The sequence below is a fragment of the Ligilactobacillus acidipiscis genome, assembly GCF_900116935.1.
GTDB lineage: Bacteria > Bacillota > Bacilli > Lactobacillales > Lactobacillaceae > Ligilactobacillus > Ligilactobacillus acidipiscis.
In genome coordinates, this window is sequence record NZ_LT630287.1 from 539,424 (window position 1) to 565,673 (window position 26,250).

The 26,250-nt window shown below is 40.0% G+C and carries 27 protein-coding genes, 1 pseudogene and 2 riboswitches; of the genes and pseudogenes, 19 read left to right on the plus strand and 9 right to left on the minus strand.

The features are described from left to right. Nucleotides 1–693 precede the first annotated feature (693 nt). On the plus strand, nt 694–999 hold the full coding sequence (locus BQ5903_RS02405) for an IS3 family transposase (protein WP_079578705.1): 306 nt from the start codon (nt 694–696) through the stop codon (nt 997–999). A gap of 76 nt (nt 1,000–1,075) precedes the next feature. Here the strand turns inward: BQ5903_RS02405 and BQ5903_RS02410 are convergent, their stop codons facing one another. Then, nucleotides 1,076–2,500, minus strand: coding sequence for a LysM peptidoglycan-binding domain-containing protein (locus tag BQ5903_RS02410; RefSeq protein ID WP_079578707.1), 1,425 nt, complete (start codon nt 2,498–2,500; stop codon nt 1,076–1,078). Between the two features lie 225 nt (nt 2,501–2,725). Further along, entirely contained in the window at nt 2,726–3,979 is a 1,254-nt protein-coding gene (locus BQ5903_RS12625) for a LysM peptidoglycan-binding domain-containing protein (protein WP_079578709.1), read from the minus strand. 664 nt (nt 3,980–4,643) lie between these two features. Here BQ5903_RS12625 and BQ5903_RS02420 point away from each other — a divergent pair. Beyond that, nucleotides 4,644–5,228, plus strand: coding sequence for a uracil-DNA glycosylase family protein (locus tag BQ5903_RS02420; protein WP_079578711.1), 585 nt, complete (start codon nt 4,644–4,646; stop codon nt 5,226–5,228). Here the strand turns inward: BQ5903_RS02420 and BQ5903_RS02425 are convergent. From BQ5903_RS02425 to BQ5903_RS02440, 4 genes and pseudogenes are all read right to left on the minus strand, one after another. Further along, nucleotides 5,225–5,727 (minus strand): annotated as a pseudogene (locus BQ5903_RS02425) (O-acetyl-ADP-ribose deacetylase). The gene BQ5903_RS02420 and the pseudogene BQ5903_RS02425 overlap by 4 nt on opposite strands. 98 nt (nt 5,728–5,825) lie before the next feature. Next, nucleotides 5,826–6,365: a folate family ECF transporter S component gene (locus BQ5903_RS02430; RefSeq protein ID WP_010497080.1), complete on the minus strand. Its 540-nt coding sequence runs from the start codon at nt 6,363–6,365 to the stop codon at nt 5,826–5,828. 98 nt (nt 6,366–6,463) lie between these two features. Then, a riboswitch (THF riboswitch) is annotated at nt 6,464–6,566 on the minus strand. A gap of 131 nt (nt 6,567–6,697) precedes the next feature. Further along, nucleotides 6,698–7,498, minus strand: coding sequence for a metal ABC transporter permease (locus BQ5903_RS02435; RefSeq protein WP_010497082.1), 801 nt, complete (start codon nt 7,496–7,498; stop codon nt 6,698–6,700). Then, nucleotides 7,498–8,157, minus strand: a complete 660-nt coding sequence (locus BQ5903_RS02440) for an ATP-binding cassette domain-containing protein (protein ID WP_079578713.1) — start codon at nt 8,155–8,157, stop codon at nt 7,498–7,500. The genes BQ5903_RS02435 and BQ5903_RS02440 overlap by 1 nt, the downstream gene beginning before the upstream one ends. 340 nt (nt 8,158–8,497) lie before the next feature. Next, nucleotides 8,498–8,542: riboswitch (PreQ1 riboswitch) on the plus strand. Between the two features lie 7 nt (nt 8,543–8,549). Here BQ5903_RS02440 and BQ5903_RS02445 point away from each other — a divergent pair. From BQ5903_RS02445 to BQ5903_RS02455, 3 genes are read left to right on the plus strand one after another with little or no spacing between them, the layout of a single operon-like run. After that, nucleotides 8,550–9,041, plus strand: a complete 492-nt coding sequence (locus BQ5903_RS02445; RefSeq protein WP_010497086.1) for a QueT transporter family protein — start codon at nt 8,550–8,552, stop codon at nt 9,039–9,041. A 40-nt stretch (nt 9,042–9,081) separates the two neighbouring features. After that, the gene (locus tag BQ5903_RS02450; protein WP_010497088.1) at nt 9,082–9,306 is read left to right on the plus strand and encodes a DUF2829 domain-containing protein; all 225 of its coding nucleotides are present in this window, start codon (nt 9,082–9,084) and stop codon (nt 9,304–9,306) included. Further along, nucleotides 9,306–10,067 carry a 3-oxoacyl-ACP reductase gene (locus BQ5903_RS02455; protein ID WP_010497089.1) on the plus strand — a complete coding sequence of 254 codons (762 nt, stop codon included), beginning with the start codon at nt 9,306–9,308 and terminating at the stop codon, nt 10,065–10,067. Before BQ5903_RS02450 ends, BQ5903_RS02455 begins: the two co-directional genes overlap by 1 nt. Before the next feature lie 104 nt (nt 10,068–10,171). Here the strand turns inward: BQ5903_RS02455 and BQ5903_RS02460 are convergent, their stop codons facing one another. Both BQ5903_RS02460 and BQ5903_RS02465 read right to left on the minus strand, forming a co-directional pair. Next, nucleotides 10,172–10,828 carry an HD domain-containing protein gene (locus BQ5903_RS02460; protein ID WP_010497091.1) on the minus strand — a complete coding sequence of 219 codons (657 nt, stop codon included), beginning with the start codon at nt 10,826–10,828 and terminating at the stop codon, nt 10,172–10,174. Nucleotides 10,829–10,915: 87 nt separating this feature from the next. Next, nucleotides 10,916–11,647: an alpha/beta hydrolase family protein gene (locus tag BQ5903_RS02465; RefSeq protein WP_010497093.1), complete on the minus strand. Its 732-nt coding sequence runs from the start codon at nt 11,645–11,647 to the stop codon at nt 10,916–10,918. A gap of 175 nt (nt 11,648–11,822) precedes the next feature. Here BQ5903_RS02465 and rsmG point away from each other — a divergent pair, with 175 nt between their 5' ends. The 7 genes from rsmG to BQ5903_RS02500 all read left to right on the plus strand — a co-directional run bounded on the left by rsmG (nt 11,823) and on the right by BQ5903_RS02500 (nt 17,533). Continuing rightward, nucleotides 11,823–12,551 carry a 16S rRNA (guanine(527)-N(7))-methyltransferase RsmG gene (gene rsmG, locus BQ5903_RS02470; RefSeq protein WP_010497095.1) on the plus strand — a complete coding sequence of 243 codons (729 nt, stop codon included), beginning with the start codon at nt 11,823–11,825 and terminating at the stop codon, nt 12,549–12,551. Nucleotides 12,552–12,644: 93 nt separating this feature from the next. Continuing rightward, complete coding sequence (gene noc / locus BQ5903_RS02475) at nt 12,645–13,502, plus strand: nucleoid occlusion protein (protein ID WP_079578715.1); 858 nt, start codon at nt 12,645–12,647, stop codon at nt 13,500–13,502. Between the two features lie 19 nt (nt 13,503–13,521). Continuing rightward, nucleotides 13,522–14,289, plus strand: coding sequence for a ParA family protein (locus tag BQ5903_RS02480; protein ID WP_010497100.1), 768 nt, complete (start codon nt 13,522–13,524; stop codon nt 14,287–14,289). Beyond that, on the plus strand, nt 14,279–15,163 hold the full coding sequence (locus BQ5903_RS02485) for a ParB/RepB/Spo0J family partition protein (protein ID WP_029605292.1): 885 nt from the start codon (nt 14,279–14,281) through the stop codon (nt 15,161–15,163). The genes BQ5903_RS02480 and BQ5903_RS02485 overlap by 11 nt, the downstream gene beginning before the upstream one ends. 12 nt (nt 15,164–15,175) lie before the next feature. Beyond that, the gene (locus tag BQ5903_RS02490; protein ID WP_010497105.1) at nt 15,176–15,352 is read left to right on the plus strand and encodes a DUF951 domain-containing protein; all 177 of its coding nucleotides are present in this window, start codon (nt 15,176–15,178) and stop codon (nt 15,350–15,352) included. Nucleotides 15,353–15,393: 41 nt separating this feature from the next. Then, entirely contained in the window at nt 15,394–16,497 is a 1,104-nt protein-coding gene (gene ychF, locus BQ5903_RS02495) for a redox-regulated ATPase YchF (RefSeq protein WP_010497107.1), read from the plus strand. A 286-nt stretch (nt 16,498–16,783) separates the two neighbouring features. After that, the gene (locus tag BQ5903_RS02500; protein ID WP_010497109.1) at nt 16,784–17,533 is read left to right on the plus strand and encodes a DUF1129 domain-containing protein; all 750 of its coding nucleotides are present in this window, start codon (nt 16,784–16,786) and stop codon (nt 17,531–17,533) included. A 133-nt stretch (nt 17,534–17,666) separates the two neighbouring features. Here the strand turns inward: BQ5903_RS02500 and BQ5903_RS02505 are convergent, their stop codons facing one another. Next, nucleotides 17,667–18,497, minus strand: coding sequence for a Cof-type HAD-IIB family hydrolase (locus tag BQ5903_RS02505; protein ID WP_010497111.1), 831 nt, complete (start codon nt 18,495–18,497; stop codon nt 17,667–17,669). 152 nt (nt 18,498–18,649) lie between these two features. Here BQ5903_RS02505 and BQ5903_RS02510 point away from each other — a divergent pair, with 152 nt between their 5' ends. From BQ5903_RS02510 to BQ5903_RS02535, 7 genes are all read left to right on the plus strand, one after another. Further along, nucleotides 18,650–19,984: a gluconate:H+ symporter gene (locus tag BQ5903_RS02510; protein ID WP_079578717.1), complete on the plus strand. Its 1,335-nt coding sequence runs from the start codon at nt 18,650–18,652 to the stop codon at nt 19,982–19,984. A gap of 107 nt (nt 19,985–20,091) precedes the next feature. Further along, nucleotides 20,092–22,632 (plus strand): excinuclease ABC subunit UvrA, encoded by a 2,541-nt coding sequence (locus tag BQ5903_RS02515; RefSeq protein WP_035631139.1) that lies wholly within the window; start codon nt 20,092–20,094, stop codon nt 22,630–22,632. A 34-nt stretch (nt 22,633–22,666) separates the two neighbouring features. Further along, nucleotides 22,667–23,452, plus strand: coding sequence for a serine hydrolase (locus BQ5903_RS02520; protein ID WP_010497119.1), 786 nt, complete (start codon nt 22,667–22,669; stop codon nt 23,450–23,452). Nucleotides 23,453–23,561: 109 nt separating this feature from the next. Continuing rightward, on the plus strand, nt 23,562–23,714 hold the full coding sequence (locus tag BQ5903_RS12170; protein WP_231920906.1) for a hypothetical protein: 153 nt from the start codon (nt 23,562–23,564) through the stop codon (nt 23,712–23,714). Nucleotides 23,715–24,047: 333 nt separating this feature from the next. Then, nucleotides 24,048–24,224 (plus strand): hypothetical protein, encoded by a 177-nt coding sequence (locus BQ5903_RS02525; protein WP_154022004.1) that lies wholly within the window; start codon nt 24,048–24,050, stop codon nt 24,222–24,224. Between the two features lie 589 nt (nt 24,225–24,813). Then, nucleotides 24,814–25,401: a histidine phosphatase family protein gene (locus BQ5903_RS02530; RefSeq protein WP_010497128.1), complete on the plus strand. Its 588-nt coding sequence runs from the start codon at nt 24,814–24,816 to the stop codon at nt 25,399–25,401. Nucleotides 25,402–25,476: 75 nt separating this feature from the next. Then, nucleotides 25,477–26,133 carry a histidine phosphatase family protein gene (locus tag BQ5903_RS02535; protein WP_010497130.1) on the plus strand — a complete coding sequence of 219 codons (657 nt, stop codon included), beginning with the start codon at nt 25,477–25,479 and terminating at the stop codon, nt 26,131–26,133. The last annotated feature ends 117 nt before the right edge of the window (nt 26,134–26,250 follow it).

Sequence of the window (26,250 nt, forward strand, 5' to 3'; positions counted from 1 at the left end):
CCAAGCTAGTAAGCAACTATCAGAGTTAGAACGCTTAAAGGCTGAGAATCGGGCTTTGAAAGTGGAGAACGAATACTAAAAAAACTCGCGGCCTTAGTTCAACGTCGCGGACAGTTAAAGAAGAATATCAAATCATCCAAAAACTAAGGCAGGAATTCGGATTTAGCTTAACGGAGATTTTGCCATACATCACCATTAATCGGAGCACATTTTATTATCAAGCCCAGCGCCGCGAAGCCGAAGATAATCAAGAACTACTCCAAATCATTAAGGACATCAAGCAACAGAACCCTGGCTACGGCTATCGGCCCGTAACCGGAGCTACACCGTCGTGGAATTAAAGTTAACTACAAAAGAGTTAGCTGTCTAATGCGAGAGAACAGACTGTCATCACAAATGTATACTCGTCAGACTCGGAAATACGATTCGTCTATTGGTCCCCAGGGTAAGAAGGCCAAAAATCGTCTTCATCGATGCTTTCAAACTGATCGTCCATATTAAAAAATGGCAACTGATGTTAGTGAGTATTGTTATGGCAATATGAGTCAGGATGAACGAATTTATTTTGCGCCAATTAAGGCCCCGTGTTCAGGTGAAATTGTTAGTTACAATATTGGAGAGCACCCGAGTACTGACTTCGTGATGTAGCCGTTAATCAAGCTAATTACTAAGCGGCCGGTACTTAACTACCGCATGACAGCTCATAGTGACCAAGGAATCCAATATCAAACGAATACGTGGCGCCAAACGCTAAAGAAACACCATATCTTTCAAAGCATGTCACGCCGGGCAACCTGTTTAGACAACGCACCAATGGAGAGTTTCTTTCACACCATGAAAGTTGAATTGTATTATGAGCAGCATTATCAAACCAAGCAGGAATTGATTAAAGCCATGAAGGAGTGGATAGAATATTACAATCAAGATCGGATTAAGCACATACTAAAAGGCAAGACTCCGATTGAATACCGAAATCTTGCCTTAGAAAAAGTTGCCTAAATTAAAGTGTCCAACTTACAGGGTTCACTTCAACGGAAAATTTTCCACTTCTTTTTTTAAGCCGCTAATCTATTCATTAAGGATGAATATAAGTGTACTGATTAGCATTAGAAATTGTCTGATAGTTTGGACCACTTGGATCAGGGAAACCCATACCGCCCTGAGAAATGTTGATCGTGTTGCCACTGACACTTTCTACGTAAGCGACATGTCCGGCAGAGCCGTCAGCTGTCCATTGACCGCCAACCGATTGTCCTGGATGAAAGACAACTAAAGAGCCGGCTGCTGGAGTATTATCAACTGCGAAGCCTTGTGAACGTGCAGATGAATCCCAGTTACCGCCATTGCCCCAATAGTTGCCAGCCCAGCTTGCACGATTCTTGGCGAACCAAGTACATTGACCCCATGAATAGGTGTTGCCGGCAGAATTGGCAGCTTGACCGTGTTGTTGATTACTTGGAACAACAGGTGTAACGGCATTACCGCTGTTGCTTTGCGGCTCGGCTTTTTGTGGAGCCGGGGTGCTAGGCTGTGTTTTAGCAGTTGCCTGGACACTAGTCTTGACTGGTGCTGCAGTTGGTGTAGATTGAACAGCCGAAGGATCTTTAGTTGGATCATTGATCGTCAAAGATTGTCCAACTTGCAAAGTTGATGATGTCAAAGCATTAGCTTTTCGAATGGAATCCGTGGAAACCCCGAATTTTTGAGCAACTGTATATAAAGAGTCACCGCTTTGTACTTTATAAGTTGTATGGTTATCTGAAATCTGCGGTGTTACTTCTTTTGTTTGAGCCGGAACTTGCTGTTGAGGCTCAGCCTGTGTTTTACTCTGTTGTTGCTCTGCTTTTTCTTCAGGCTGTGTGGCCTGTGGTTGCCGCTGTTGTTCAGGCTGTTGTACACTTTCTACACTTTCAGATTGTTTTTCTGCTTGCTGTGCAGGTTTTTGAGCCTGTTGTAGTTGCATACTTGGGGTACTGCCTTTTGCTGGTGTTACTGGAGTAGCTTTTTGTATTTCAGCAGAAACCTTCTGAGTTTTGGCTTGCTTAGGAGCAGGAGCTGCAGTCTTTACAGTGCCATCTATTTTAAGTGTTTGTCCTGGTGCGATCACACTGGAGCCTAGGTCATTTAATGAACGTACGTGATCAACAGAAGTGCCATACCTCTGTGCAATTGACCAAAGCGAGTCACCAGCTTTTACTTCATATGTAGAAGTTGCTGTTGGTGTCTTTTCCTGTGAAGTTGCTTTAGTAGTTGTTGCTTTAGCAGCTTGGTCAGGAATTTGGATAGTATGGCTAGTAAAAATCAAATGTGAGCTTGAATCAACGTGATTCAACTCTTCGATCGATTTGATTGAAACTCCGTATTTCTGTGAAAGGCCCCAAACAGTATCATTTTGAGCTACCTTATGTGTAGTATTGGCTGATATAGTATTACCGCCAGCTAGAAATAAACCTGCAAGTCCTACAGTACCAAGTAGCAATTTTTGTGATTTTTGTTCCAAGTATCGTCACTCCCTATCTTTTTTGTCTAATTTGTTCTTACAACTGAATGATTATATTTTAACGCATTAACGTATGAGCGCAAGAAAACAGTTTATAATTTTTAATTTATATATTGCTTCCGACACACACCTAAATTATACCTTATTTTTTATAAAATAAAAAGCCATCCAATCCGGATGACTTTTTCATTCAAGAATAATTCGTATTATCCGCTATAATAAACTTTATGGATGAATGTAGGCTGTAGCAGAACCTGCAGAAAGCGTTTGTTCGTTAGGTCCGGTTGGGTTAGAGAATCCTTCCCCGCCTTGTGAAATCGTAACAGAGCTACCGTTAACACTTTCAACATAAGCAACATGACCATATCCAGGTGCAGCAATCCAACCACCAACATTAGCTCCACCAGCGTAAACGGCAATAGAGCCTGCAGATGGAGTGTTATCTACACGAAAGCCGGCTTGTCTTGCGGAGTTAGCCCACTCTTGACCGTTACCCCAGTTATTACCAGCCCAGCTAGCTACACTCTTAACATACCATGTGCATTGTCCCATTGCATATGTGTTACCTGCACTATTAACAGACTTTCTAGCTTGAGACTGGGAAGCTGGTGTTTGTGTTGAGGTATTTTGAGCCTGTGCTTTTGGCGCTTGATAGGAACGACTAGAAGCACTGGCAGAGCCATTACTATTATTATTTTGAGCAGAAACAGGTTGTGCTGAATTAGATTGAGTCTGTGACTGTTGACCATCATTATTGTTTTGAGCAGAAACCTGTGTAGCCGAAGTAGCGTTAGGATCCTTAGTAGGGTTATTGATGACCAATGATTGACCAATTGTCACAGCAGCACTTTTCAGTGCATTTGCCTGACGGATAGAATCAACGGAAACACCATACTTGTTAGCAATTGTATATAGTGATTCACCTGAAACAACTGAATGATTAACATGGTTAGCTGAAATTTGTGGTTGCTCTTGTTGTTGAGCAGGTTGTACCTTAGGTTGTTGAGTTTTTACCTGTACTTTAGGTTGAACAGCTGGCTGAGCAGCAACAGTACCAACGACCTTCAAAGTTTGCCCCGGCTGAAGAACTGAAGAGTTCAAATTATTCAGAGACATTAATTTAGCAACAGTTGTCTTGTGAGCTTGGGCAATTGTCCAAAGTGAGTCGCCGGCTTTTACAGAATATGTAGAAGTATTGGCTGTTTGCTTTGGTGTAGTTGCTTTGACTGGTGTTGTTTTAGCATCCTTGTCAGGAATTTGAACATTTTGTCCAGGATAGATCAAGTGTGAATTTGAACTAATGTGGTTTAATTGTTCAATAGACTGAATGGAAACACCATATTTTTGTGAAAGTCCCCATACTGTATCATGATTAGCTACTTTATGAGTTGTGTCAGCTGAAACACCAGCATTACCAGCTAAGAATAAGCTAGCTGCACCAATTGTGCCGACCAACAATGATTTTGTTGAATTATTCAAATATCTTCACTCCTACTTAATTTATCATTTAGTGTTTGTTTGTTTTCTATAACTGAATGACTACATTATAACGCCTAATTATTGCAGTCCAATTCAAATGAGTTTACAAAATGGTATAGTCCTGCAACAAAATTGTGCGAAGGTTGATGTGTTGGTGGTTTATAGATTAATTTAAATTTGTGGTTTTCAGTACAACTTTGGAATTTTAGGTATAAATAGTATGCTTTTAGTATCTTGAAAGTAATTTTTTGTTCTTTTGTTACAAAAAGATTACGCATTTTTAAAGAGGTTAAATTATTGAAAAGGACATATAAGTACTTGCTGATATTCATAATTATTTACGCACCAAAATTTTATTAATATTAACATTACAAAACAATTTCAGAAGTTTACATTTTCATTACTGTATTTTTGACTAGAAATTTTAGAGAAATTATTTATAGAAACTATGAAAACAATAATTATTATCGATAAAATAAAACTTTGTGTTACAGATTTCTAAAGCTAAAATGGTATAATAAAATTCTTGGCAGGGGCTCCAATAGTCGATATTGGACAAAGAAGCGGTCAGTAATTAATTACTGGCTGTTTCTTTTTGTTTATTAAAGAAAACTTTTCTATAATATGTTTAGACACCGACTGATCAAAGGAAGGGCATCATGAAATGAATAAAATTGAAAAAATAACTAATGAAATTGAAACTGATCCACAAAACAGAGAATACAGTAAACGAGGGGTCAGGCCCTTGTTTCTCGCAGATCCACGAGCTAAGATCCTCGTTGTCGGGCAAGCCCCAGGAAGAGTCGCCGAAAGAACGCGGTTGACTTGGAATGACCGCAGTGGAGATCTTTTACGTGAATGGATGGGTGTTTCTCGTGAGGAATTTTATGATTCAGGGTTGATCGGTATTATCCCAATGGATTTTTATTTTCCAGGAACCGGAAAGAGCGGAGATCTCCCTCCGCGGCCAGGATTTGCAGAAAAGTGGCATGATCCACTCAGAGAAACCATGCCTGAAGTTGAGCTGACCTTGTTGGTCGGTAGTTATGCTTGTCGGTATTACCTTGATTTAAAGAAAAGTGCGCGTTTGGCAGACGTAATTCATAACTACAAGGACTATCTTCCAGAGTATTTGCCGTTAGTGCATCCGTCACCGCGTAATCGGCGCTGGCTAAAAAATAACCCATGGTTTCAAATTGAGGTAATACCGTATTTGCAAGAACGTGTTGCTAAGCTAATGGGACACTAATTTAAAAGAGCGGCTAGAGTTTCTTGGTAGACTCGATAAGTCTGCTGATCAAAACAAACAAATGTAATGTACAGGGAAGAGTTACTTTTAATGAGCGTCTGCAACGCAATTTGAGCAGCTTTTTTTAGTGGGAAACCATAGACGCCTGTACTGATAGATGGAAAAGCAATACTGTGACAATGGTGTTTTTCAGCCTCTAACACACAATTTTGATAGCAATTTTGCAGCAGCTGCTCTTCATTATTGTTTCCGCCGCGCCAAATTGGGCCGGGGTATGAATAATGTATTTAGCTGGTAAATTGAAACCGGCAGTTGTTTTAGCTTCGCCAGTCAAACAGCCACCCAATCTCTGACAAGCCTTGTCAAGTTTTGCTCCTGCTGCCCGATGGATCGCACCATCTACACCACCGCCGCCGCGTAAACTGGTATTAGCCGCGTTAACGATCGCATCCACCTTTTGAACTGTAATATCTCCTTGAAAAATTGTGATCTTAGTCATAATGTTCACTCCCGTTCAAATTTATTATTAGTATAAGGCAAAAAGAAAACGCTATGTAGTCCTAAAGTTTAGGAACACACAGCGTTTTTTATTATCTGTCATCTTTGATCAGTTACAGAGAGATTCAACCGAGCAACACTTCTGAGGATCATTAGACCTAAAATCACTTCGATCGGAAACATGATCAGATTCTTAGGTCCCCGGACGGCGAGCAGCGCTGCCCACGGAGCGTGGTACAAAACATGGATCCAAAGAGTGTTGAAGAAAATATTAGTAACTAACATTTGCACAACTTCATATGCAGCTAAACGTTGCCAAGTTATCTTCTGATCGTGTAAAAACATTCCTGCGATCACGCCGGAGATAAAGGCCGTTAAGGTAAAGCCGATGAAAAATTGTGAACTCGTTGCCAGCAGGGTGTTTGCAATTAGGTCGTATAATATCTTAGCAACTCCGCCAAGCCACGGACCTAAGAAATACCCTAACAACATGGTACCAATGAAACCAAAACTGATTTTGACTAATGATTCTGAACCAACAGACAGTTTTCCTAAAATTACGTTTAGCGCGATCAAAAAAGCAGCTAATGATAATGTCCGTGCGGTCAGTTTTGGACTTTTCCAAGATAGCATCGTCATAATAAACATCTCCCTAAGTTATATTAGGCCGCATAATAAAATAAATTCTTTTATTGCGATCCTTATTAAGGGGGAGACAAGCACCGAGAATATTAAATTTTGGTGAATGCGGAAAAATAGCGCGAACCTATGACGGAGGTCCTTCTGTCGACGTTCACATTCCGTTCCATCGACCCTTGACGTTATAATTCCTACCCCTAACCAGTTAAATATAGCACAGGCTATTATAAAATACTAGTAAATGTACTTACAAAAAGTAAGTGCTTGATATGGAATTATGCTTGCTTAAAAAGGTTGTTGATTTAAAACTCTTTTGAATTCTATGAGCAAAGTTAATTGTGTGCAGTCCGGATTTTTTGCTTTAAAATTGCACCGCCATAAAGTAAAGACTCGATCACTGTAATGAAAAAACTGACCGGCCAGTTTGTGACGAAGCTAAGATACAACCCCAACCAAACTCCTAATAAAACAAAACCAAAGGTCAAAGCAATCATTTTGTTAAGTGAATGAACAAAATATTTTGCGGCCTGTGCTGGGATGGTCAGCAAGACAAAAATTAACAATGAACCTACGATCTGGGCTGTGATACTGATCGTTAATGCCAATAAGATCAAGAAAATGATCGAGATCGATTGGTTATAACGCTGATTAAATTCTGCCCCTTGAGCGTCAAATGAATTATAAGCAAGCGGGCGGAATAACAAGGCTACCACGATCAGTAAGACGATACTTAAAACGACTAAAGTGATCAAGTTAGATCTATCGATCCCAACAATGCTGCCAAACAAGATGCTAGTAGCGTAATTTGACTGTTTTTGCGAAAGCGATAAAAATAAGATACCTAAACCTAAAAAGAGTCCTGAAAAAACACTGATCGAAGCTTCACGGCGGCCCACCTTTTCACCAGATAAACCAATAAATAAACCACTGGCACAAGTGAACAGTAACATTCCAAATAGTGGTGGGATACCAGCAAATACGCCAAAAGAAGCTCCAGAAAAACCGATCTCAGATAAGGTGTGGGTAAAAAAAGAGGTTTGCCGTGCAACGACAAAAACTCCCATAAAAGCACAGATCAACGCGATAAAAACGCCGGCAATAAACGCGTAGCGCATAAAATTATATTCCAGCATTAATTAGCAGCCTCCTTTTGACTTAAATTAGCAGTGTGGTTTTGCAGCTTCAGTTCATAGTCGCCATATTTTTCTATCAGTTCAGGATCATGTGTGATGAAGAGAACAGTTAAATTCTTATCACGCATGATAGACTTTAACATGTGCAATAAGAAGTTCTTAGATTCAGTATCTAAGCTGGCAGTGGCCTCATCTAAGATTAGTAATTCGGGATCAGAACACAAGGCTTGTGCTAAATAAGCGCGTTGTTTTTCACCGCCGGAAGCATGACCTAGCGGCTGATCAGCTATTTTAGTCAATTTAGTTTCGGCTAAGATATGTTCAACCTTGGCCTTCTTTTTTTTTGAATTCCACGGCAACAATCTCTTTTTAAGGCCAAAAGATACAAAATCGCGGATATTTAACGGATAGTCATCGTCAATATTACGTAATTGCGGTACATATTGGATCTTGTTGCGAGAAATCGTTGCTTGCACATGCTGATTTTGATGACGTCTGAGATCTTCTAGGATGTGCTTGATCAGCGTGGTTTTTCCAACCCCGTTTTCGCCGGTAATACAGGTTAATTTATTTTTAGGAAATGAGAAGTTCAGGTCAGAGAAAAGAAGCCTATCAGGGATCCTGAGGTCTAGATGTGAAACAGTTATAATATTTTCCATGAGATCATTACTTTCCTTAAGGTTATTATTGAGCAAGCAGCGTACAAGCAGGTGTACGGAACTTGCTTCGAACAGTTTGCTGATTTCAGAAAACTGCTAAAATATGTTGCTCTAATTGTAATCACTTCGAACAATCGTACAGGTTATAAACGCTGATGTCAAGCATGTTTGCTGGCATAAGTGAAACGATTACTATTTACAATAACTCACAGGATATCATATAATCAAGGAAAATAGCCTGAAATTACTATTTAAAGATGAAAAATAAAAATTTTAAAGGAGCATTGCATGGTTGGAAAATTCATTTATACTTAATATTAGTGGATATTTCCATGATAATTAAATGGTGGTTCGTAAACATCCCACCGAAAAAAACTAGGAGGTTTTTCGTGATGGAAAAATCAAATCAAGCTGTTTCTGAAATGACTAAAACAGCTTTGATAGCAGCTCTTTATGTTGTACTTACAGTAGCATTGATCCCTTTGGCATATGGTCCGATCCAACTTCGCTTGTCGGAAATGTTAAATAATCTGACAGTTTTCAACAAGCGTTACATTTGGGCAGTGACATTAGGCTGTTTAATTGCAAACCTGTGGTCTTCGATGGGAGTAGTCGATGTCGTATTTGGCACTTTAGGGACCTTGGTTATGACTTCTATTAGCTGGTTTTTGAGCCGGTATACGACTTCAGTACCGCTAAAATTGACGATCAGTGTGGTAATTTGCACGCTAATGTCGTGGAGTGTGGCGTTAGAATTGCACATTATGAGTCAGGCACCATTTTGGTGGACATTTTTAACGGTCGGGATCGGCGAATTTATTGCGACAGCTTTAGGAGCGGTTGTGATATATTGGATCTCAAGGCACTATGGCTTAACTAAGTAGAAAGTAAAAATTATTTTATGAAATATGAGGAGAGTTCAGCATGACATTTGAAAAAGTTTTGCCTGAGTTAAAAGCAGGTAAAAAAGCTGTTCGTCAAGGATGGGACGGCAGCGAAGAGTATATCTTTGTTGTTAGCGACGACACCAGAAATGGTGAAACGATCAACCCTTATTTTTTGATCAGGACTAAAGAAGAACCAGCGTTATCACAATTTATGCCAAATTCGTGTGACATTTTGGCAGATGACTGGAAACTGGTCGAATAATGGCAGAAAATTGTTCATTCAGAGGAAAGGTAGTCATCATAACTGGTGTTGCTTCTGGTATTGGCTTGGCCGAGGCTAAACTTTTTCTAGCTGAAGGCGCACGCGTATGGGGTGTCGATATTCAGGAAGCTGAGCAGGTCAAATTGCTCGAGACAAAATACGAGGCACTTTTTTCTTTCGTACAGTGTGATGTGCGGGAAAAAACAGCATTAGCCACGTTGACTGAGCTAGTGATCAAAGATTCAAAACGAATCGACATTGTGTTAAACACCGCCGGGATCTTGGATGCATACCAGCCTTCTTTAGAAACAAGTGAAGAAGAATGGGATAACGTAATGGCAACGGATCTGAAGAGTATGTTTTTGCTTACTAACAATTGTTTGCCTTATATGTTAGAGCAAAAACATGGTGTTTTCGTCAACATGGCTTCGATCGCTGGTTTGGTAGCCGGAGGCGGAGGAGCAGCATATACAGCCGCTAAACATGCTATCATCGGTTATACTAAACAACTCGATTATGATTATGCTGCTCAAGGTATCCGCGCTAATTGCATTGCCCCAGGTGCTATCAACACCCCAATGAATCAGGCTGATTTTGCGGGCGATGGTCAAATGGCGAAAGAAGTCGCGGCGCAAACTCCGGCTTTAAGATGGGCACAACCAGAAGAAGTTGCTTCATTAGCTTTGTTTTTAGCCTCTGATAGTTCCGATTATATTCATGGGGCTGTCGTACCGATCGATGGCGGATGGATAGAAAAATAAGAAAAAGCTCAACAGATATTTTTTACGAAAAGTGTGAAAAATATCTGTTGAGCTTTTATTTATAGATGTGGTTTGAAAAATTTTGTTCAGTAAAAGCAGCATTATTATTTTTCTGCTTGCCATTCATCCTTGAATTCAGACAGAAAATCAAGCATGAATTGTTGCCGATCCTCGGCGATCTGTCGTGCACTGGGAGTGTTTAATTTGTCCTTGATCTTTAGTAACTTTTCATAGAAATGGTTAATGATCGTTTCGTTTTGCAAATTGCGGTATTCTTCTTTAGTCATAGATTCGCGCGGTTTAATGCGAGGGTCATAGATTTTTTCAGAATGATGACCACCAAAATAAATTGCTCGGGTAATACCGATCGCACCGATCGCATCCAGCCAATCAGAATCTTGGACGATTTGTCCCTCCAATGGCAACAGGACAGCTTTGCCATCAAGAGTATGAGCGAAGGACATGTTTTGGATAATGAATAAGATTTTTTTTGACTGCTGGGGTGAAACCTCGATTTCAGTCAAAAAAGCCTGTAAATCATCCAAAGCAGCTTGTGGATCGGCGACTAATTTATCATCGATCACATCATGTAAGTAAGCTGAAGCTAAAGTGACAAGGAGATCGGCATTTTCTTTGGCACTTAGCTTTCGTGCCATGGCTACGACCCTTCTAATATGGTCGAATCCGTGCCCAGTTCGGTCTTGGGTCATATGCGCGTGCGAATATTCTGCTATTTTGTTTAATTGTTGTTCGCTGTTCATGGATAAACCGCTCCTCATATATAAATTTTGATACAAATTTGAACAAGTATAGCACATGCTTTAAATACTTGAAAGTTTTCTAGGTGTTTATTTTCCTTTTTGAATTGTTTTAGCAATAAAATTTGCATAAAGGTCAAGCACGTATGGAGTAAAGAAGGCATCAGAGCCATGCGGACAATCTTTGATTTTATAAAAAACAACGTCTGCAGCTTGATCGTTTAAAAGTCCGAAAAAAGCCCGGCTTTCTTGAAAACTCACTAGTTTATCACTCTCGCCATGAAACAATAAAAACGGCGGCAGTCGACGTTTACCTAACAAATCAGTTAACTGCGGCTGACCTGCTAAGGTAAATTTTCCTGAAATAGTGATGCAGCTGCGAAAATGGACGGGTAAGGTGTGGATATCTTCTCGATTGATCGTTTGTTTTCCTACACCTAAAATAGCACCAGCCGCGGCATAAGCCCCCAACCCTTCTCCCATAGCGATGATCCGGTGTGGATCTAACTGGTATTGCCACGCATGCAGCATTAAAAATCGAGCTGCTGAATTAAAATTTTTCAGGGGGTCTTTTTCCAGCACATTTAAAATAGCAACTGCGTACCCTTTATGTGTGAATTGCAGTAAAGCACTCAATCTGTTCGTGTAACTGTCTGGGGCAAATAAAATAACGGGATAGTGCGGCTGCTTTTGCCCGCTTAAATTAGCTGGCACGCATAATGTTAATTTAGCGTCGTTATGATAAACAAGATCTTGCCAAATGTGGGGTAAATGTTGCTCGAGAGGTTCTTTCAATTCATGGATCTGATCTGTTTCTTGCACGTGTTAAGACCACCTTTATTAAGTAGTTAGAAATTTGTTTTTCTTTTCCTATATATGTTACTCTATTCTTCGCGTGAAAGGTTGTATTTCGAACACAAATAATTTAAACTGTAATAAGTGCGTGAAACATTATTTAGCTTATTTTGTTTCACAAGAAGAAACGAAGAGGACGCATATGAAACCTGAAGAATTTTATAAGGCACTACAAAAACAGAATATCGAACTAACGCCACAACAGCAAGAGCAATTTGCTACATATTTTAATTTGTTGGTGGATTGGAATCAAAAGGTCAACTTGACTGCGATCACAGACGAAGAAGATGTGTATTTGAAACATTTTTATGATTCTTTGATCCCAGCTTTTTATTTGTCAGAATTACGCGAGCAGCCTATAGCACTATGTGATGTTGGTGCTGGTGCCGGTTTTCCATCCTTGCCGTTAAAGATCTTGTTTCCTTCATTAAAAATTACGATCGTTGATTCACTGAATAAACGGATCAAATTTTTAGAGGAATTAGTCAAGAAGTTAGGCTTAAACGATGTTACTCTGGAGCATGCCAGGGCTGAAGATTTTGGCGCCCGTAAAAGTCAGGCCAGAGAAAGCTTTGATATCGTCACGGCCCGTGCGGTGGCTAACTTGCCAGTCTTATCAGAATTATGCTTGCCTTTGACCAAGGTCGGCGGGAAGTTCGTAGCTTTAAAGGCTCAAAAAGCAAGTGAAGAAATAAAGCGGGCCCAATATGCGTTTCAGATGTTAGGCGGTCGTTTGCAAGAAGACATTGCAACGAAATTACCTGAGGTTGATGAACAAAGGCATATTGTTGTGATCACTAAAGAAAAGGCAACACCAAAGAAATACCCACGTAAGGCGGGGACACCAGGAAAAGAACCCTTGGTAAAATGAGGACTCTAAATTAAGCAGATTGAAAAACGCTAGTCGTTTTAGCAGCCGTAATAGAAGCAAATTTTTTTGATTATACTATCGAGGAGGCCAGTCATGGCATTTTCATTTTTTGGGAAAAATAAGCATGAAGAAGAGCCGCACAAGGGCGACGAAGTTGTTCAAGTTCCTTTGACGGCTATTATTTCTAACAGATTCCAGCCTCGCCAAATTTTTACTAAAGAAAGTATCGGTGAGTTGGCTGACACGATCCGCGAACACGGGCTGTTGCAACCAATTATTTTGCGGGAATATGAACCGCACAAGTATGAGATCATTGCGGGTGAACGTCGATTTAAAGCAATTGAAACTTTGAATTGGGAAAAAATTCCGGCAATTGTGCGTAAAATGTCTGATAACGAAGCGGCCTCGATGGCTGTGATCGAAAACTTACAACGCGAAAGTTTGACGGCGATCGAAGAAGCTCAAGCCTATCAGCAATTGATGAAACTAAACGGCTTGACGCAAGGACAGCTTGGCCAAGCAATCGGTAAAAGCCAGTCTTTTGTGGCTAATAAACTGAGGCTGCTTAAACTATCTTCGCAAGTCCAAGAAGCCATTTTACAACGTAAATTAACGGAAAGGCATGGGCGGGCGCTGGTCAGTCTTGATCAACACCAACAAAACCAACTTTTAGAGCAGATCGAAAATAAAGAATTGTCGGTCAAAGAAACTGAACAGCTGGTCCAAAAAAACTCTAAGTCAAAACCGCAAGCTAAAAAGAAACCGAAAGTTCGTACTAAAGGAACCTCCAGGAGTACTAAAGTAGCAGTCAATACCATTAAGAAATCTGTGAAGATGGTCCAAGATGCAGGAATTAAACTAAAAACAAGTGAAGAGGATGTTGCTGGCTTTCATAGGATGATCATTGACATCCCTCTCGATGATACAAAGCAAAAAGATAAGAACAAGTAATTAGGAGGTAATCATTTCGATGGGAGTAGTTATTGCGTTAGCGAACCAAAAGGGTGGCGTCGGCAAAACAACGACCGCGATCAATTTGGGGGCTGGTTTAGCCAAAAAAGGTAAAAAAGTTCTCTTGATCGATTTAGATGCTCAAGGCAACGCAACAAGCGGTCTGGGTGTCAGAAAATCTGAAATCAAAGAGGACATTTACGATGTTTTAGTCAATGAAACACCAGTCGAAGATGTCATTATCAAGACAGAAGCAGAAAATTTAGATCTGGTCCCTGCAACGATTCAATTGTCAGGAGCGGAAATTGAATTAACTTCTCAAATGGCGCGTGAAAAACGCTTGTCAGATGCAATTTTGCCGATCGTTGATGATTATGATTATGCGTTGATTGATTGCCCGCCTTCATTAGGACTTTTGACGATCAATGCTTTTACGACTTGTGACAGTATTTTGATACCAGTTCAAAGCGAATATTATGCTTTGGAAGGATTAAGTCAGTTGATGAATACCGTTCATTTGGTTCAAAAACACTTTAATCCGGACTTATATATAGAAGGCGTCTTGCTGACTATGTATGATTCTCGGACAAACCTAGGGAATCAAGTTGTTGAAGAAGTGCAGAAGTTTTTCAAAGACAAGGTGTATAAGACGATCATTCCACGAAGTGTACGCTTATCTGAAGCTCCGAGTCATGGAATGTCTATTATCGAATATGACCCCAATTCTAAAGGAGCATGGAAATACATGTCATTGACCAAGGAGGTTTTAGCTGCTCATGGTGAATAAAAAGAAGAATTCGAAAGGATTAGGGCGTGGGATCGAGGCTTTGTTTGAAGACTTTTCAGAGGAGGCTTCGGAAAATGAAACTGTCAGTGAAATTTTATTAGATGAGATCCGGCCGAACCCGTATCAGCCGCGGAAAAATTTTGATGAGAAAGGTTTGTCAGAATTGGCAGACTCGATCAAAAAGAGCGGTGTTTTTCAGCCAATCATAGTTCGAAAGTCAACGGTCAAAGGTTATGAGATCATCGCCGGTGAGCGCCGTTTCCGCGCATCTAAGCTGGCCGAGAAAAGGACGATCCCAGCAATTATCCGGGAAGTTGATGAAGAACGCATGATGGAGATCGCGGTTCTGGAAAATTTACAAAGAGAAGACTTGAACCCGATCGAAGAAGCTGAGGCATATAACACTTTGATGGAAAAATTGAACCTGACTCAAACTCAGGTTTCAGATCGTTTAGGCAAGTCTCGTCCATATATAGCAAATTACTTACGTTTGCTAAGTTTGCCGGCAGAAGTCAAAACAATGATCCGTCAACAAAAGCTGTCGATGGGACAAGCACGGACTTTAGTGTCTCTTAAAGATAAGAAAAGAATCTTGGGGTTGGCCAAGAAGGCAATCGCTCAGAAAATGACAGTGCGTCAATTAGAAACAGCAGTGGCCGCTTTGAATGGTGATTTGAGAAAACAAGTTAGAACCAAGCAAAAGAAGGCTTCACCATTTATCAAAGAAAGTGAAGAACGGCTAGGCGAAAAATTTGGGACAAAGGTTGCTATCAAAAATAATGACAAATCCGGCAAAGGAAAAATCGAGATCAATTATTTGTCAAATGATGATTTAAACAGAATCTTAGATGTTTTGGATATTCGTTTGGATTAAGCAGGTGAGAAGATGTACGAATTACATGATTTTGTAGAAATGAAAAAGCCGCATCCTTGCGGCACTAACCGTTGGGAAATCATCAGAATGGGCATGGACATTAAAATCAAGTGTACTGGCTGCGGCCGGTTAGTAATGTTATCCCGAAAAGAATTTGAACGGCGGATGAAAAAGGTATTAGATAAGTAAAAAGCATTAAAAATTGAAGTAAGGAAGAGTGAAATTAGACTATGGCATTAACAGCAGGGATCGTAGGTTTGCCCAACGTTGGTAAATCAACATTATTTAACGCAATTACAAAAGCGGGCGCTGAAATGGCCAACTACCCATTCGCTACGATCGACCCCAACGTGGGAATGGTAGAAGTACCAGATAGTCGGCTGCAGCGGATCGATGAGATCGAACCAGCTAAAAAAATTATCCATACGACCTTTGAATTTACTGATATCGCAGGAATCGTCAAGGGTGCCAGTAAGGGTGAAGGTTTGGGAAATAAATTCTTAGAAAACATTCGTCAAGTTGATGCGATTGTCCATGTTGTCAGAGCTTTTGATGATGACAATGTTACCCATGTTTCCAATAAAATCGCACCATTAGACGATATTGACACGATCAACTTAGAATTAGTCCTTGCCGACTTAGAGGCTGTCAACAAACGTTACGCTAAGGTAGAAAAAGTTGCGCGAACAACTAAGGATAAAGAAGCAGTTGCAGAATTTAAAGTATTAGAAAAAATTAAGCCCGTCTTAGAAGCTGGTAAATCAGTTCGGACGTTGGAATTTAACGAGGATGAGCAAAAAATCGTTAAAGGTTTATTCTTACTGACTGCTAAACCAGTTTTGTATGTTGCTAATATTGCTGAAGAAGACATGGCCGATCCTGAAGCCAGCAAGTACTTCAAAGAAGTCCAAGATTTTGCTGCGAGTGAGGGGTCAGAAGCTTTGGCTGTCTGCGCACAAACTGAAGAAGAGATTGCTGAACTAGATGATGATGACCGCCAAGACTTTTTAGAAGCGGAAGGCGTGGAAGAATCTGGCTTGGACCGTTTGATCAAGGCTTCATATAAATTGTTGGGCTTAGCAACTTTCTTTACTGCTGGCGGTAAAGAAACAAGAGCCTGGACGTTTAAAAAAGGCATGAAAGCCCCACAAGTTGCTGGTGTTATCCATTCTGATTTTGAACGAGGATTCATTCGGGCAGAAACGGTCTCATTTGATGACTTGGATAAATATGGAAGCATGCAAGCGGTCAAGGAGGCAGGCAGGCTTCGCCTAGAAGGCAAGGAATACGAAGTTCAAGATGGAGACATTATTGAATTTAGATTCAATGTCTAAAACAGAGCGGCGGAAATCGGGAGACAATGAGCATTATCGTGTACGGACAGTATATCGTGTTTTTCAGCGATGTACTGTTGGTACTGGATAAGCGGAGTTGACTGATTTACAGAGCTCGACCAAGAGTGTAATGCACTGCTTTAAAGCATCCAGCAAGATGTAGGTTACTCGATTAAAAGACGAAATCTAGGCTGGAGAATGATTTTGGTGGTTGGAAATTTATTCCAGCCTATAATAGATATAGTCTTTAAATTAATACTCGACTAGGAGAATGGGAGGACTTTCCTTGAAAGAAGAAACAGTTAGGGAAAAAAATGAAAAGGCTGCAAAAAAACAGGCTCAACACCAAGAGCATGTTGAAGTTACAGTTCGTGACGGAGAATTTGCCGGCTTAACAAAACGAAACGAAGATTTCATGTTTCATTTAAATAAAAATCTGGATGAATATAATTATGATCTGGAGAAAAAAGAAGAAGTCTTAAATGACACATACCGCGAGTTATTAGACAAGCAAAAAAGCGGGGTCACAGCTGCTAAGTTGTATGGGCCCGTGACAGAGTATGCTGAAAAGATCATTAAAGGCAATAATCAGAAAAAAGAAGCACGGAGTACCAGCAACATCTTTTGGCTGATGGCATTAGATAATGGCTTGATCATGTTCATTATGTTTTGTTTAATGTATGCCTTGGTTGGATTCTTTGATCACAGTAAGAATGCAGTTAATGGCGGATGGATCACCTTGCTGGGGACTTCAGTTATTGCTGGTGTTGGTTTGGCATTCTTCTATGTGATGATGGATCCTAATAAATCCAAAGAATCGAAACACAAAGTTACTCGGGGGATCATTGTGACACTAGAGTTGATCGCGATCTGGATGGTTGCATTTGGCTTGATTGCTTTGATACCTGTTAAATACAATCAGACATTGGATCCAGTTGTCTATATCATTTTAGGTGTTGTAGCGTTTGGTGTTAGATATTTATTGAACCAAAAGTTGCATTTTCCAAAAATGGGTCGGACTACTCAAAACAAATAACAAGAAAAAAACGGGTCAGTTTGCCACAAAACGTGGTTGCTGATCTGTTTTTGTTTTTAGAAGGTTCGGCAGCCTTTAAAAAACTTTGCTGGCTGCTATCTTTTGAATGATTCTTTGTAAAATGATGTACCAATTACCTAGATAGTCCTGTATATTTGCGAATTGCTTCAGCGACTCCACCATTATCATTTGAGCTGACAATGTGTGTGGCGGCTGCCTTGACTTTAGGAAAAGAATTTGCAACAGCGATCCCAATGCCAGCGTCTTTGATCATTGGCAGGTCATTTTCGCCATCGCCGATCGCCATTGTTTGTTCTATCGGTATGTGAGCAAAGTTCGCAACAGTTTCGATCGCCCTCATTTTTGAAACGCTGTGGTCAACGATCTCTAAATATTTTGGCTTTGAACGGAGATAGCTTAGATACAAGTCAGATCGGCGATCTAATAGTGTTTCTAAGTTATCGATCTGGTCGGGTTCTCCCATGCATAAAATTTTATGTATGGGGTGGTTCACGTTACGCAATCGTGAATCAAAAGATGTAATAGTTGCTGAAGCACCCGTGATCTCTTCTTCTTGTTTGACCCAACAGTCATGTTGTTGGACCAGCCATTTTTTTCCTGCAAAAACATTAACGCTAACTGTCAGGTTTTGTTGGGATACGATTTTCAAGATTGTGGGTAAAATAGCAGTAGGAATTGATTTTTCAAACAAGATAGCAGTTTCTACTGAATTCTGAGATTTTTGCAAGATCAATGCACCATTTAAGCAGATCTGCAACGAAGAACAACCAATTTGCTGTGCTAATGCCTGCATTCCCATTGGTGGACGTGCGGAGGTTAAGACGAAGATCCCACCAGCGACAACATAATCTTGGATGGCTGAACTAACTTGTGGTAAGAGTTTATTTTTACTTGTGATCAATGTATTATCGACGTCACAAAAGACAATTTTTATTTTTGGCACAAATTTTTCCTCCCTGATTACTATACTTTTATTTTACAATTTTGGAGAATATTTTACCAAAAAAATGATATCGTTTGCAGTTAGAGAATGCATTATCCTAATAAATTATGGTAGAATTTAAATAAATGCATAGTTATGAAGGGGTGTTTAAAATGCCATTACTGGTAGTGAGCGTAAGTGTTGTATTATTGGTAGTTTTGATTATTAAGTTTAAATTGGAAACCTTTAGTGCTTTGCTTTTGATCTCACTGCTGGTCGGTGTTGCTTTAGGCATTCCACTTGCTAATGTTCCGCAAGTTATTATTTCTGGGATGGCTGAACAGTTGGGTGATTTGGCTTTGATCATTGCCTGTGGTTCAATGATTGGTAAATTACTGGCTGATGCAGGGGGAAGTTACGTGATCGCTAATAGACTGATTGGTCGTTTCGGCAAGGCTAAAATGCAGTTAGCGGTCGTTTTAGCCTCGGCTATCATCGGTTTTGCTCTTTTTTTTGAAGTAGGTTTAGTCGTTTTGATCCCAATTATTTTTGAGATCGCCCGTGAATTGAAGATTCCCTTGGCTAAATTAGCTCTGCCAATGGGAGCAACATTAAACACGATGCATGGCTTATTACCACCACACCCAGCTCCTACGGCTTTAGCAGAAATCGTAGGCGTGAATGTTGGCAATGTGATTTTAGTCGGTATTGTAGTGGCAATTCCGACCATATTGATTTCTGGGCCCTTATGGAATACTGTTCTCCAACATTTTTTCCCAGGAATGTATCGTTATCAGATCAGATTAAATGGTTTTGACGCTGACGAAAAATCACCCTGCCAACAGACTTTGCCACATTTTTCGATCAGTCTATTAACTACAATGATGCCAGTCATACTTATCGGATTCTTGACTGTTTTTCGTCAATTTACTCATCTATCTTGGAGAGCTACTTCATTGGTTAATTTTTTGGCCGATCCTGATGTTGCGATGCTCATGTCGTTGTTATTTGCAATATATACGATGGGTAAAAAGCAACAACGGACAATGAGTCAAATTACGCATTCTTTAAATAAAGGAATCAAACAGGTAGCGCTTGTTGTTTTTTTGACTGGTGCTGGAGGGGCATTTAAGGCTGTTTTGGAACAAGGAGGTGTTGCAACCTATATTTCCAGTCTCTTTGAAGGAATCAATTTTTCACCGATCGTTGCTGGGTGGTTGATAGCGGCTTTAATGCATGTTTGCTTGGGGTCTTCCACGGTTGCGGCGATGACTTCTGCCAGCTTGATGGGTCCGTTAATCGTTCAAACTAGTGCTGATCCGGTATTAGTTGTTTTGGCGATCGGTGTGGGCAGTATTTTCGGTGATAATGTGACCGATGCTGGTTTTTGGATGGTCAAAGAATACTTTAATTTTTCCGTGGAGGAAACTTTTCTTTCATGGACGACCACGACCGTCATGATCGCTGTGGCTGGACTAGGAACGATTTTGTTATTAGATATGCTGTGATATAAGCTATGAATCAAATTTTTTTAATTAAAATTGACCTTGTTCTATGATGGACTTAGTCGTTACTAATAGCAGTTTGAGTTTTGTATAGTAATTAAAAGAGAAGGATGATTTTTTTGAGTAAGTTGGAAAGTACGCTCCCTATGACAATTGAGGTTAGAGATGCATATGTGCATAATTTAAAACATATCGACGTTGACATTCCTTTGCATCAAGTAGTGGCGATCTCTGGTTTGTCTGGATCGGGCAAGTCTTCATTGGCTCTCGGCGTTTTATACGCTGAGGGTTCACGGAGATATCTAAGCTCTTTGTCCACTTATACCAGACGTAGAGTAACACAGGCCAGTCCAGCGCAGGTCTCTGCCGTTAGGTATTTACCAGCGGCCATTGCGTTACGGCAACGGCCAAGTTTGCCTGGCAGTCGTTCGACTGTGGGGACAATGACAGAAATTTTAAATATGGTGCGTCTGATGTTTTCTCGGTTGGCTTCACATCGTTGTCCTAATGGACATCAAATTTCACCAACCATCGAAGTTGCGCGTAAAATGGCGGTTGCCGGTACTGAAATGGGGAAGATCACATGTCCGACCTGTGGGGTCGCATTCACCGTACCAGCTGCCGAAGATTTTTCCTTCAATTCGACAGGGGCTTGCCCAACATGTGGTGGCAGTGGGCAAGTTCGTCAAGTTGATTCGCAAGCTTTGATAGCAGATCCAACTAAATCGCTTAAAGACGGGGCTGTGGCTTCGTGGCATTTGCCAGGGCGAAACTTTATGCCTTATGTGATCGAGCAAATGGGAGTTCGAATCGACGTACCATATCAAGATCTGACCGAACATGAAAAAAAATTAGTGTTACATGGTAAAAAGAAACAGTATCAGATCTCGATTCCTTCTTCTACGGGGCGTGTGTTTAACATGGACCATGCTTTGTATGAGAATGCTTATCAGGCCGTGGAGGATACTGCTAAAAATTCAAGTAATGAGCGGACTTTGGCACGTTTAAATCGATTTTACAGTTTTGCCGAATGCCCGACCTGTCATGGAACACGGGTAGCACCGCATTTGCTTACGAGCTTACTTGATGGTAAAAATATTGCTGAAGTTAGTGAACTGACGTTAGAGGAGCTGGCTGATTTTAGTGGACAACTAAGTGACCACTTGCCGGAAAACATGCGTACGATGGCAAAGCAAATTATCAAGGAATTGACTCAGTCACTGACGCCCTTATTAGAGTTAGGTTTGAATTATTTGTCTTTAAATCGTCCGAGTGCCTCCTTATCGACTGGTGAATTACAACGGATCCAGTTAGTCAAAACTTTGCACAGTCAGACAACTGGTGTTTTATACGTGTTAGATGAACCATCGATCGGCTTACATCCAGCTAACGTGGCGGGGTTGATCGATATAATGCACAGATTAGTCCAGCTGGGAAATTCGGTGGTAGTTGTTGAACATGATCCGACTATTATTGCGTCTAGTGATTATATCATCGAAACGGGTCCAGGTGCAGGTAAAGTTGGGGGAGAGATCGTTGCTGCAGGTAGTCCACTAGAAATCATAAAAACCAAAGGCTCTTTGATCGCACCATATTTATCACATCAAAAGAAACTGACCCAACGGAGATTACCTGCTGCTAAAAAAATTTTTGAGCAAGGCAATGTCAGTTTACATGTGACTGATAAGTTTAATTTACACGATGTTACTGCAACTTTTCCACTCAAACGCTTGTCGGTCGTTTCGGGATTTTCCGGTGCAGGTAAAACGAGTTTGATTTTGGATTCATTGATCCCAGCAATCGAAGCTCAGCAAAAGGGTCATGCGTTGCATCAACATGTTGACCGGCTAGATAATGTTGGACTTAAAACAGTTAAAACAATTGATTCAACACCTGTTGGTAAAAATGTTCGTTCAACAGTAGCAACTTATTCAGGAATATTTGACCAGATCAGGTTGCTATTTGCATCCACTTTGGCAGCAAAAAAGAAAAAATATACGGCAAGTCGATTCTCCTATAACGTTAAAATGGGAGCTTGTCCAACTTGTAAAGGAACAGGTGTCATCAATTTAGATATTCAGTACCTGCCAGATATGGAGGAAACGTGTCCGACATGTGATGGTCAAAGATATAATGAGGACACATTAAAGATCAAATGGCATGGATATTCGATTGCTGATATTCTGTCCTTGAGTATTGAAGACGCACTTACAGTATTTAAAGATAAAACCGCGATCTATCATACACTGCAGTTATTAAATGAGATCGGTTTAGGTTATTTGATTTTAGGAGAGGGAACACCTGCACTTTCAGGTGGTGAAGCGCAACGGTTAAAGTTGGCATCACAAATGGGACATGAACAAACGGGGGCCCTGTTTGTTTTCGATGAACCAACAGTCGGGTTACATCCACAAGACATTGAAGTTTTGCTGGAAGTTTTTGAGCGTTTATTGAAGCAGGGGGCCACGATTATCGTGATCGAACATAATTTACAGATGATAGGGAATGCCGATTACTGTCTTGATCTCGGACCTAAAGGTGGCCAACAAGGTGGTCAAGTTTTAGTTTCTGGAACGTTAGAACGGTTGTGTACAAGTTCCAAGTCGATCACTGGCAAGTATTTGCGGGAAGAAATAAAAAAGGAGCAATAAACAAGAGCAGAGGGCAAAAAATAAGGAGCTAAAAATGGCAGGAATGAGCGAAAAATTAGCATTGGAATTAACTGAACGGCTGCAAGAAGAAAAAATTCAGGTAGCAGTCGTGATCCAAGATGAATCAGGGAAGACTTTTACTTTGAAAGAACAAAAAATTTTTCCCGGAGCGAGTTTGCTCAAAGTAGGCATCGCTGATTATGTGAAGAGTATCTGGCAGCAAAAAGCTGATATTTTAAAAAAAACATTAACCGTGCGGCCTGAACAGCGAGTTGCTGGAGCAGGTGTCATGCACTATCTGTCACAAACAAAGTGGAGTTTACGTGATATTGTAGCATTGATGCTAGGCACTTCAGATAATACGGCTGCTAACATTTTATTGGATCACTTTGGCAGAAAAAAAGTTAGTGACTGGTTAACGGATAACTTTCCTGGCTTACAGTTACAGCGTAATTTTATTGCCCCAGTGGTAGCTGGAAAGGATAATTTTTTAACGGCAGCAGCGCTTTTGCCTGCTTGGCAAGAGTTATTTGGCGAGAATAACGAATTTACGTTTTTTTGCCAAAATGCTTTACATGAGCAGACGGAACGCGGCAAGTTGATTTATTATGCTGACGATTTGAAATTTAGTGGGGATACCTTTAACAAGACAGGAGACTTAGTCAATGTTGAACATGACTGTGCTCGGTTGAAATTGAACCAAAAATGGTTCGATTGTATTGTTTTGACAAGATTTACTGGGTTAAAGCAACATCAAAGAGCTTTGAAATTACAACAGGATATTGGGCGAATGTTAATGCAGAATTTGCTACAAAAATAGATCGATCTCGATGGTATTACTTACCGATTTTTTTAAAAATTATTATATAATGGAAGTAAGGAATAGTTGTTAATCACTTTGTGTATCTACAAAAGAGAGCGGTGTTCAAGTGAAGGGAAAAATGTGGCTCGCCATTATTATTGCTGTTTTAATATTACTTAGCATTATTTATGAATATATGACTCATAGTTTTTCGTGGGGGATCATTTTGCTCCAAGTTCTTTTTTTGGTCTATGCTTTACTCCAATTTAATAAACGTTGAAATGACATGTAGCAACTGAAGACTAAATTATGAAATTAGTTTGATGAACAGAAAATAAAAATGCCTTTGTTCATTGTGAACGGAGCATTTTATTAAAAAGCTGGAGCAATCAGGGTTAACTATTCTAGATCTGAGAATTGGCTCGCTAAATTGAATATCAAACCAGAGAAGTGATCATGAAAACGGCAAGTTTTTGAGGTCACTTTAGAACAAAACAAGCACTTTTTTGATACTGCGGCATTTTATGGAAATGGTACTTCGATTGCTCGAAAAGGTCATTAAGTAAAGTGGTCAAAGTGCCATAATTGCCGATAAAATTGTGCACGGGCCAACATGATACCTCTGGGCAACAAACGGAAAGCAGATCCTAAAGATCCTAAGACGTTAATGAAGGCCTTAGATGGCAGCCCGGAACGTTCAGGAGCCGAACAGAAGTTTTTTTATCAGACACATGCTTCACCAAAATATAAAATAAGTAATGATTATATGAATGTTATGGCTGATGCATGAGAAGAGGGAAAAATAAAAGCAGTTGGAGTAGCAAATTTTTCTAAGGATCAAATCAGTGAAGAACATGAAACTTTAGTCCAAAGGAGTGTCTTTCTGGCGACCGCGATGGATGATGATACAATTTGGCGCGGCATTGATCAGAAGAAAACGGAGTTTGTGCTATTTTAAAAAAATTAAATGTTGTAATTATTCCGTGCGGACTTTTAACAAAAATGTACTAACAAGAAAATAGCGTGAAAAAAAGAATCTCATTAGTTAATCAAGTTATATTTTATTTTGGGCATTTAAACGTTACTAAAGATAATACGCAGATTCATACTCTTACTAAGTGCCTATTAAGGGGCTCGTGTGAACAGAATAAAGCAAAAGTGAACCTCTTTTTGAATAATAGTTCCAATTACAAAAAATTAAACAAGCTAAAGATAATTTGGGAGCAATTGGTTAGCAGCATAACCTATGAAGAGTAAGACGAATTAGTGTATGTTGAAAGGTAAACTCATGTATAAGGAGTTGACTTGCACTTAAGGTCGGAAAATTATGAAATTTTCAAAGAATAATGATTGCTATTTTTCTAAAAGGAGGGCTATTGATGTCGGAACTTTACTTAATGCGACATAGTCAAACGTTGTTCAACAAATTACATCGGATCCAAGGTGCGAGCGATTCTCCTTTGACTAAACAAGGTATTGAGGATGCTAAAAAAGTAGGTGCCTATTTCAAACAACAAGGGTTAAAGTTTGATCATGCCTACTCGTCTACTCAGGAACGTGCTTGTGATACTCTTGAATTTATAACTGCTCAACCTTATACGAGGCTCAAGGGGTTAAAAGAATGGAATTTTGGAGTATTTGAAGGCCAAAGCGAACAACTTAATCCTAAAGATGATTCAAAACGGCATTCTTATGGCGACTTTTTTCTGCAATTTGGTGGAGAATCAGATCTGCAGGTTCAAAAAAGGATGAATGATACGTTAACAGCTATCATGAGCAAGCCTGACCATGAACGTGTAATAGCTGTCAGTCATGGTGGAGCATGCTTTATGTTTTTGCAGAAATGGCTTTCTTACACAGAAATTCGGCAACGTGTCACTGATTTTCATAACTGTTGTATTTTAAAATTTACCTTTACAGATGATAATTTTTCTTTTGTTAAAGCTATTAATGTTAAAAAGTTTTAATAAAAGTATGTGTAGACTGGTTATTGTGAGGGGTATCTTGAAGTTAGCAAGAGTTTAATAGGAGATGGATCTTTAATGAGAGTGCTTAATTTATATTTAGTACGTCATGGGCAAACTTACTATAATATTTTTAATAAGTTGCAAGGGTGGAGCAACTCACCATTGACACAAAGGGGGATCGATGGAGCCAAGGACATCGGGCAACGGTTGGCAGAGGTGCCGTTTGCTGGAGCATTTTGTTCGGATACGGGCCGTGCAATCGCTACTGCGAAAATTGTCTTAGCCGAAAATCAGGTTTCGAACATTAAAGACCCCAAACCTGTTTCTTATTTCCGGGAAGAATTTTACGGGTATTACGAAGGCACGGATATGAATCAAGCTTGGTATTTGGCAGCAGGACCGCACGGACTGAAAAACTTTCCGCAAATTGTCGAAAAATATTCGTTTGACACGGCAAAAGATTTCTTAAAAGAGGCCGATCCATTTGGTTTAGCCGAAAATCATGAAGAGTATTGGAATCGTATTGACCAAGGCTTTGCTCTGATCAGTTCGGATGAGAGCCTTCATGATGGGGATAATGTCTTAGTCATTTCGCATGGTAATACATTGTTGAGTTTAATGGACAGATATGCTGCCGGACGATATGATCTGAGCGAACGTCCTGCAAATGGCAGTTTGACAAAGTTAAGACTTGTTGACGGGCAGATCGAAGTTGTTAGCTATAATGAATAAATAAAACGGGTGTCGCAACTATATTTTGAAATATAATTGCGGCATCTGTTTTATTTTTATGGTCTTTTCACAAGTAGCTGGCTAAAAGTTGTGGAAAGTTTTAGCCAATTTGATAAA

Coding starts and splice junctions, on each gene's coding strand:
- BQ5903_RS02440 (WP_079578713.1), bottom strand. CDS start 8,157: ATGGAAAATATTATAACTGTTTCACATCTAGACCTCAGGATCCCTGAT.
- BQ5903_RS02450 (WP_010497088.1), top strand. CDS start 9,082: ATGACATTTGAAAAAGTTTTGCCTGAGTTAAAAGCAGGTAAAAAAGCT.
- BQ5903_RS02530 (WP_010497128.1), top strand. CDS start 24,814: ATGTCGGAACTTTACTTAATGCGACATAGTCAAACGTTGTTCAACAAA.
- BQ5903_RS02515 (WP_035631139.1), top strand. CDS start 20,092: ATGATTTTTTTGAGTAAGTTGGAAAGTACGCTCCCTATGACAATTGAG.
- BQ5903_RS02525 (WP_154022004.1), top strand. CDS start 24,048: ATGATACCTCTGGGCAACAAACGGAAAGCAGATCCTAAAGATCCTAAG.
- BQ5903_RS02460 (WP_010497091.1), bottom strand. CDS start 10,828: ATGAACAGCGAACAACAATTAAACAAAATAGCAGAATATTCGCACGCG.
- BQ5903_RS02455 (WP_010497089.1), top strand. CDS start 9,306: ATGGCAGAAAATTGTTCATTCAGAGGAAAGGTAGTCATCATAACTGGT.
- BQ5903_RS02520 (WP_010497119.1), top strand. CDS start 22,667: ATGGCAGGAATGAGCGAAAAATTAGCATTGGAATTAACTGAACGGCTG.
- BQ5903_RS02485 (WP_029605292.1), top strand. CDS start 14,279: ATGGTGAATAAAAAGAAGAATTCGAAAGGATTAGGGCGTGGGATCGAG.
- BQ5903_RS02405 (WP_079578705.1), top strand. CDS start 694: ATGACAGCTCATAGTGACCAAGGAATCCAATATCAAACGAATACGTGG.
- BQ5903_RS02420 (WP_079578711.1), top strand. CDS start 4,644: ATGAATAAAATTGAAAAAATAACTAATGAAATTGAAACTGATCCACAA.
- ychF (WP_010497107.1), top strand. CDS start 15,394: ATGGCATTAACAGCAGGGATCGTAGGTTTGCCCAACGTTGGTAAATCA.
- BQ5903_RS02430 (WP_010497080.1), bottom strand. CDS start 6,365: ATGACGATGCTATCTTGGAAAAGTCCAAAACTGACCGCACGGACATTA.
- BQ5903_RS02480 (WP_010497100.1), top strand. CDS start 13,522: ATGGGAGTAGTTATTGCGTTAGCGAACCAAAAGGGTGGCGTCGGCAAA.
- BQ5903_RS02490 (WP_010497105.1), top strand. CDS start 15,176: ATGTACGAATTACATGATTTTGTAGAAATGAAAAAGCCGCATCCTTGC.
- BQ5903_RS02435 (WP_010497082.1), bottom strand. CDS start 7,498: ATGCTGGAATATAATTTTATGCGCTACGCGTTTATTGCCGGCGTTTTT.
- BQ5903_RS02510 (WP_079578717.1), top strand. CDS start 18,650: ATGCCATTACTGGTAGTGAGCGTAAGTGTTGTATTATTGGTAGTTTTG.
- noc (WP_079578715.1), top strand. CDS start 12,645: ATGGCATTTTCATTTTTTGGGAAAAATAAGCATGAAGAAGAGCCGCAC.
- BQ5903_RS02535 (WP_010497130.1), top strand. CDS start 25,477: ATGAGAGTGCTTAATTTATATTTAGTACGTCATGGGCAAACTTACTAT.
- BQ5903_RS02445 (WP_010497086.1), top strand. CDS start 8,550: ATGGAAAAATCAAATCAAGCTGTTTCTGAAATGACTAAAACAGCTTTG.
- rsmG (WP_010497095.1), top strand. CDS start 11,823: ATGAAACCTGAAGAATTTTATAAGGCACTACAAAAACAGAATATCGAA.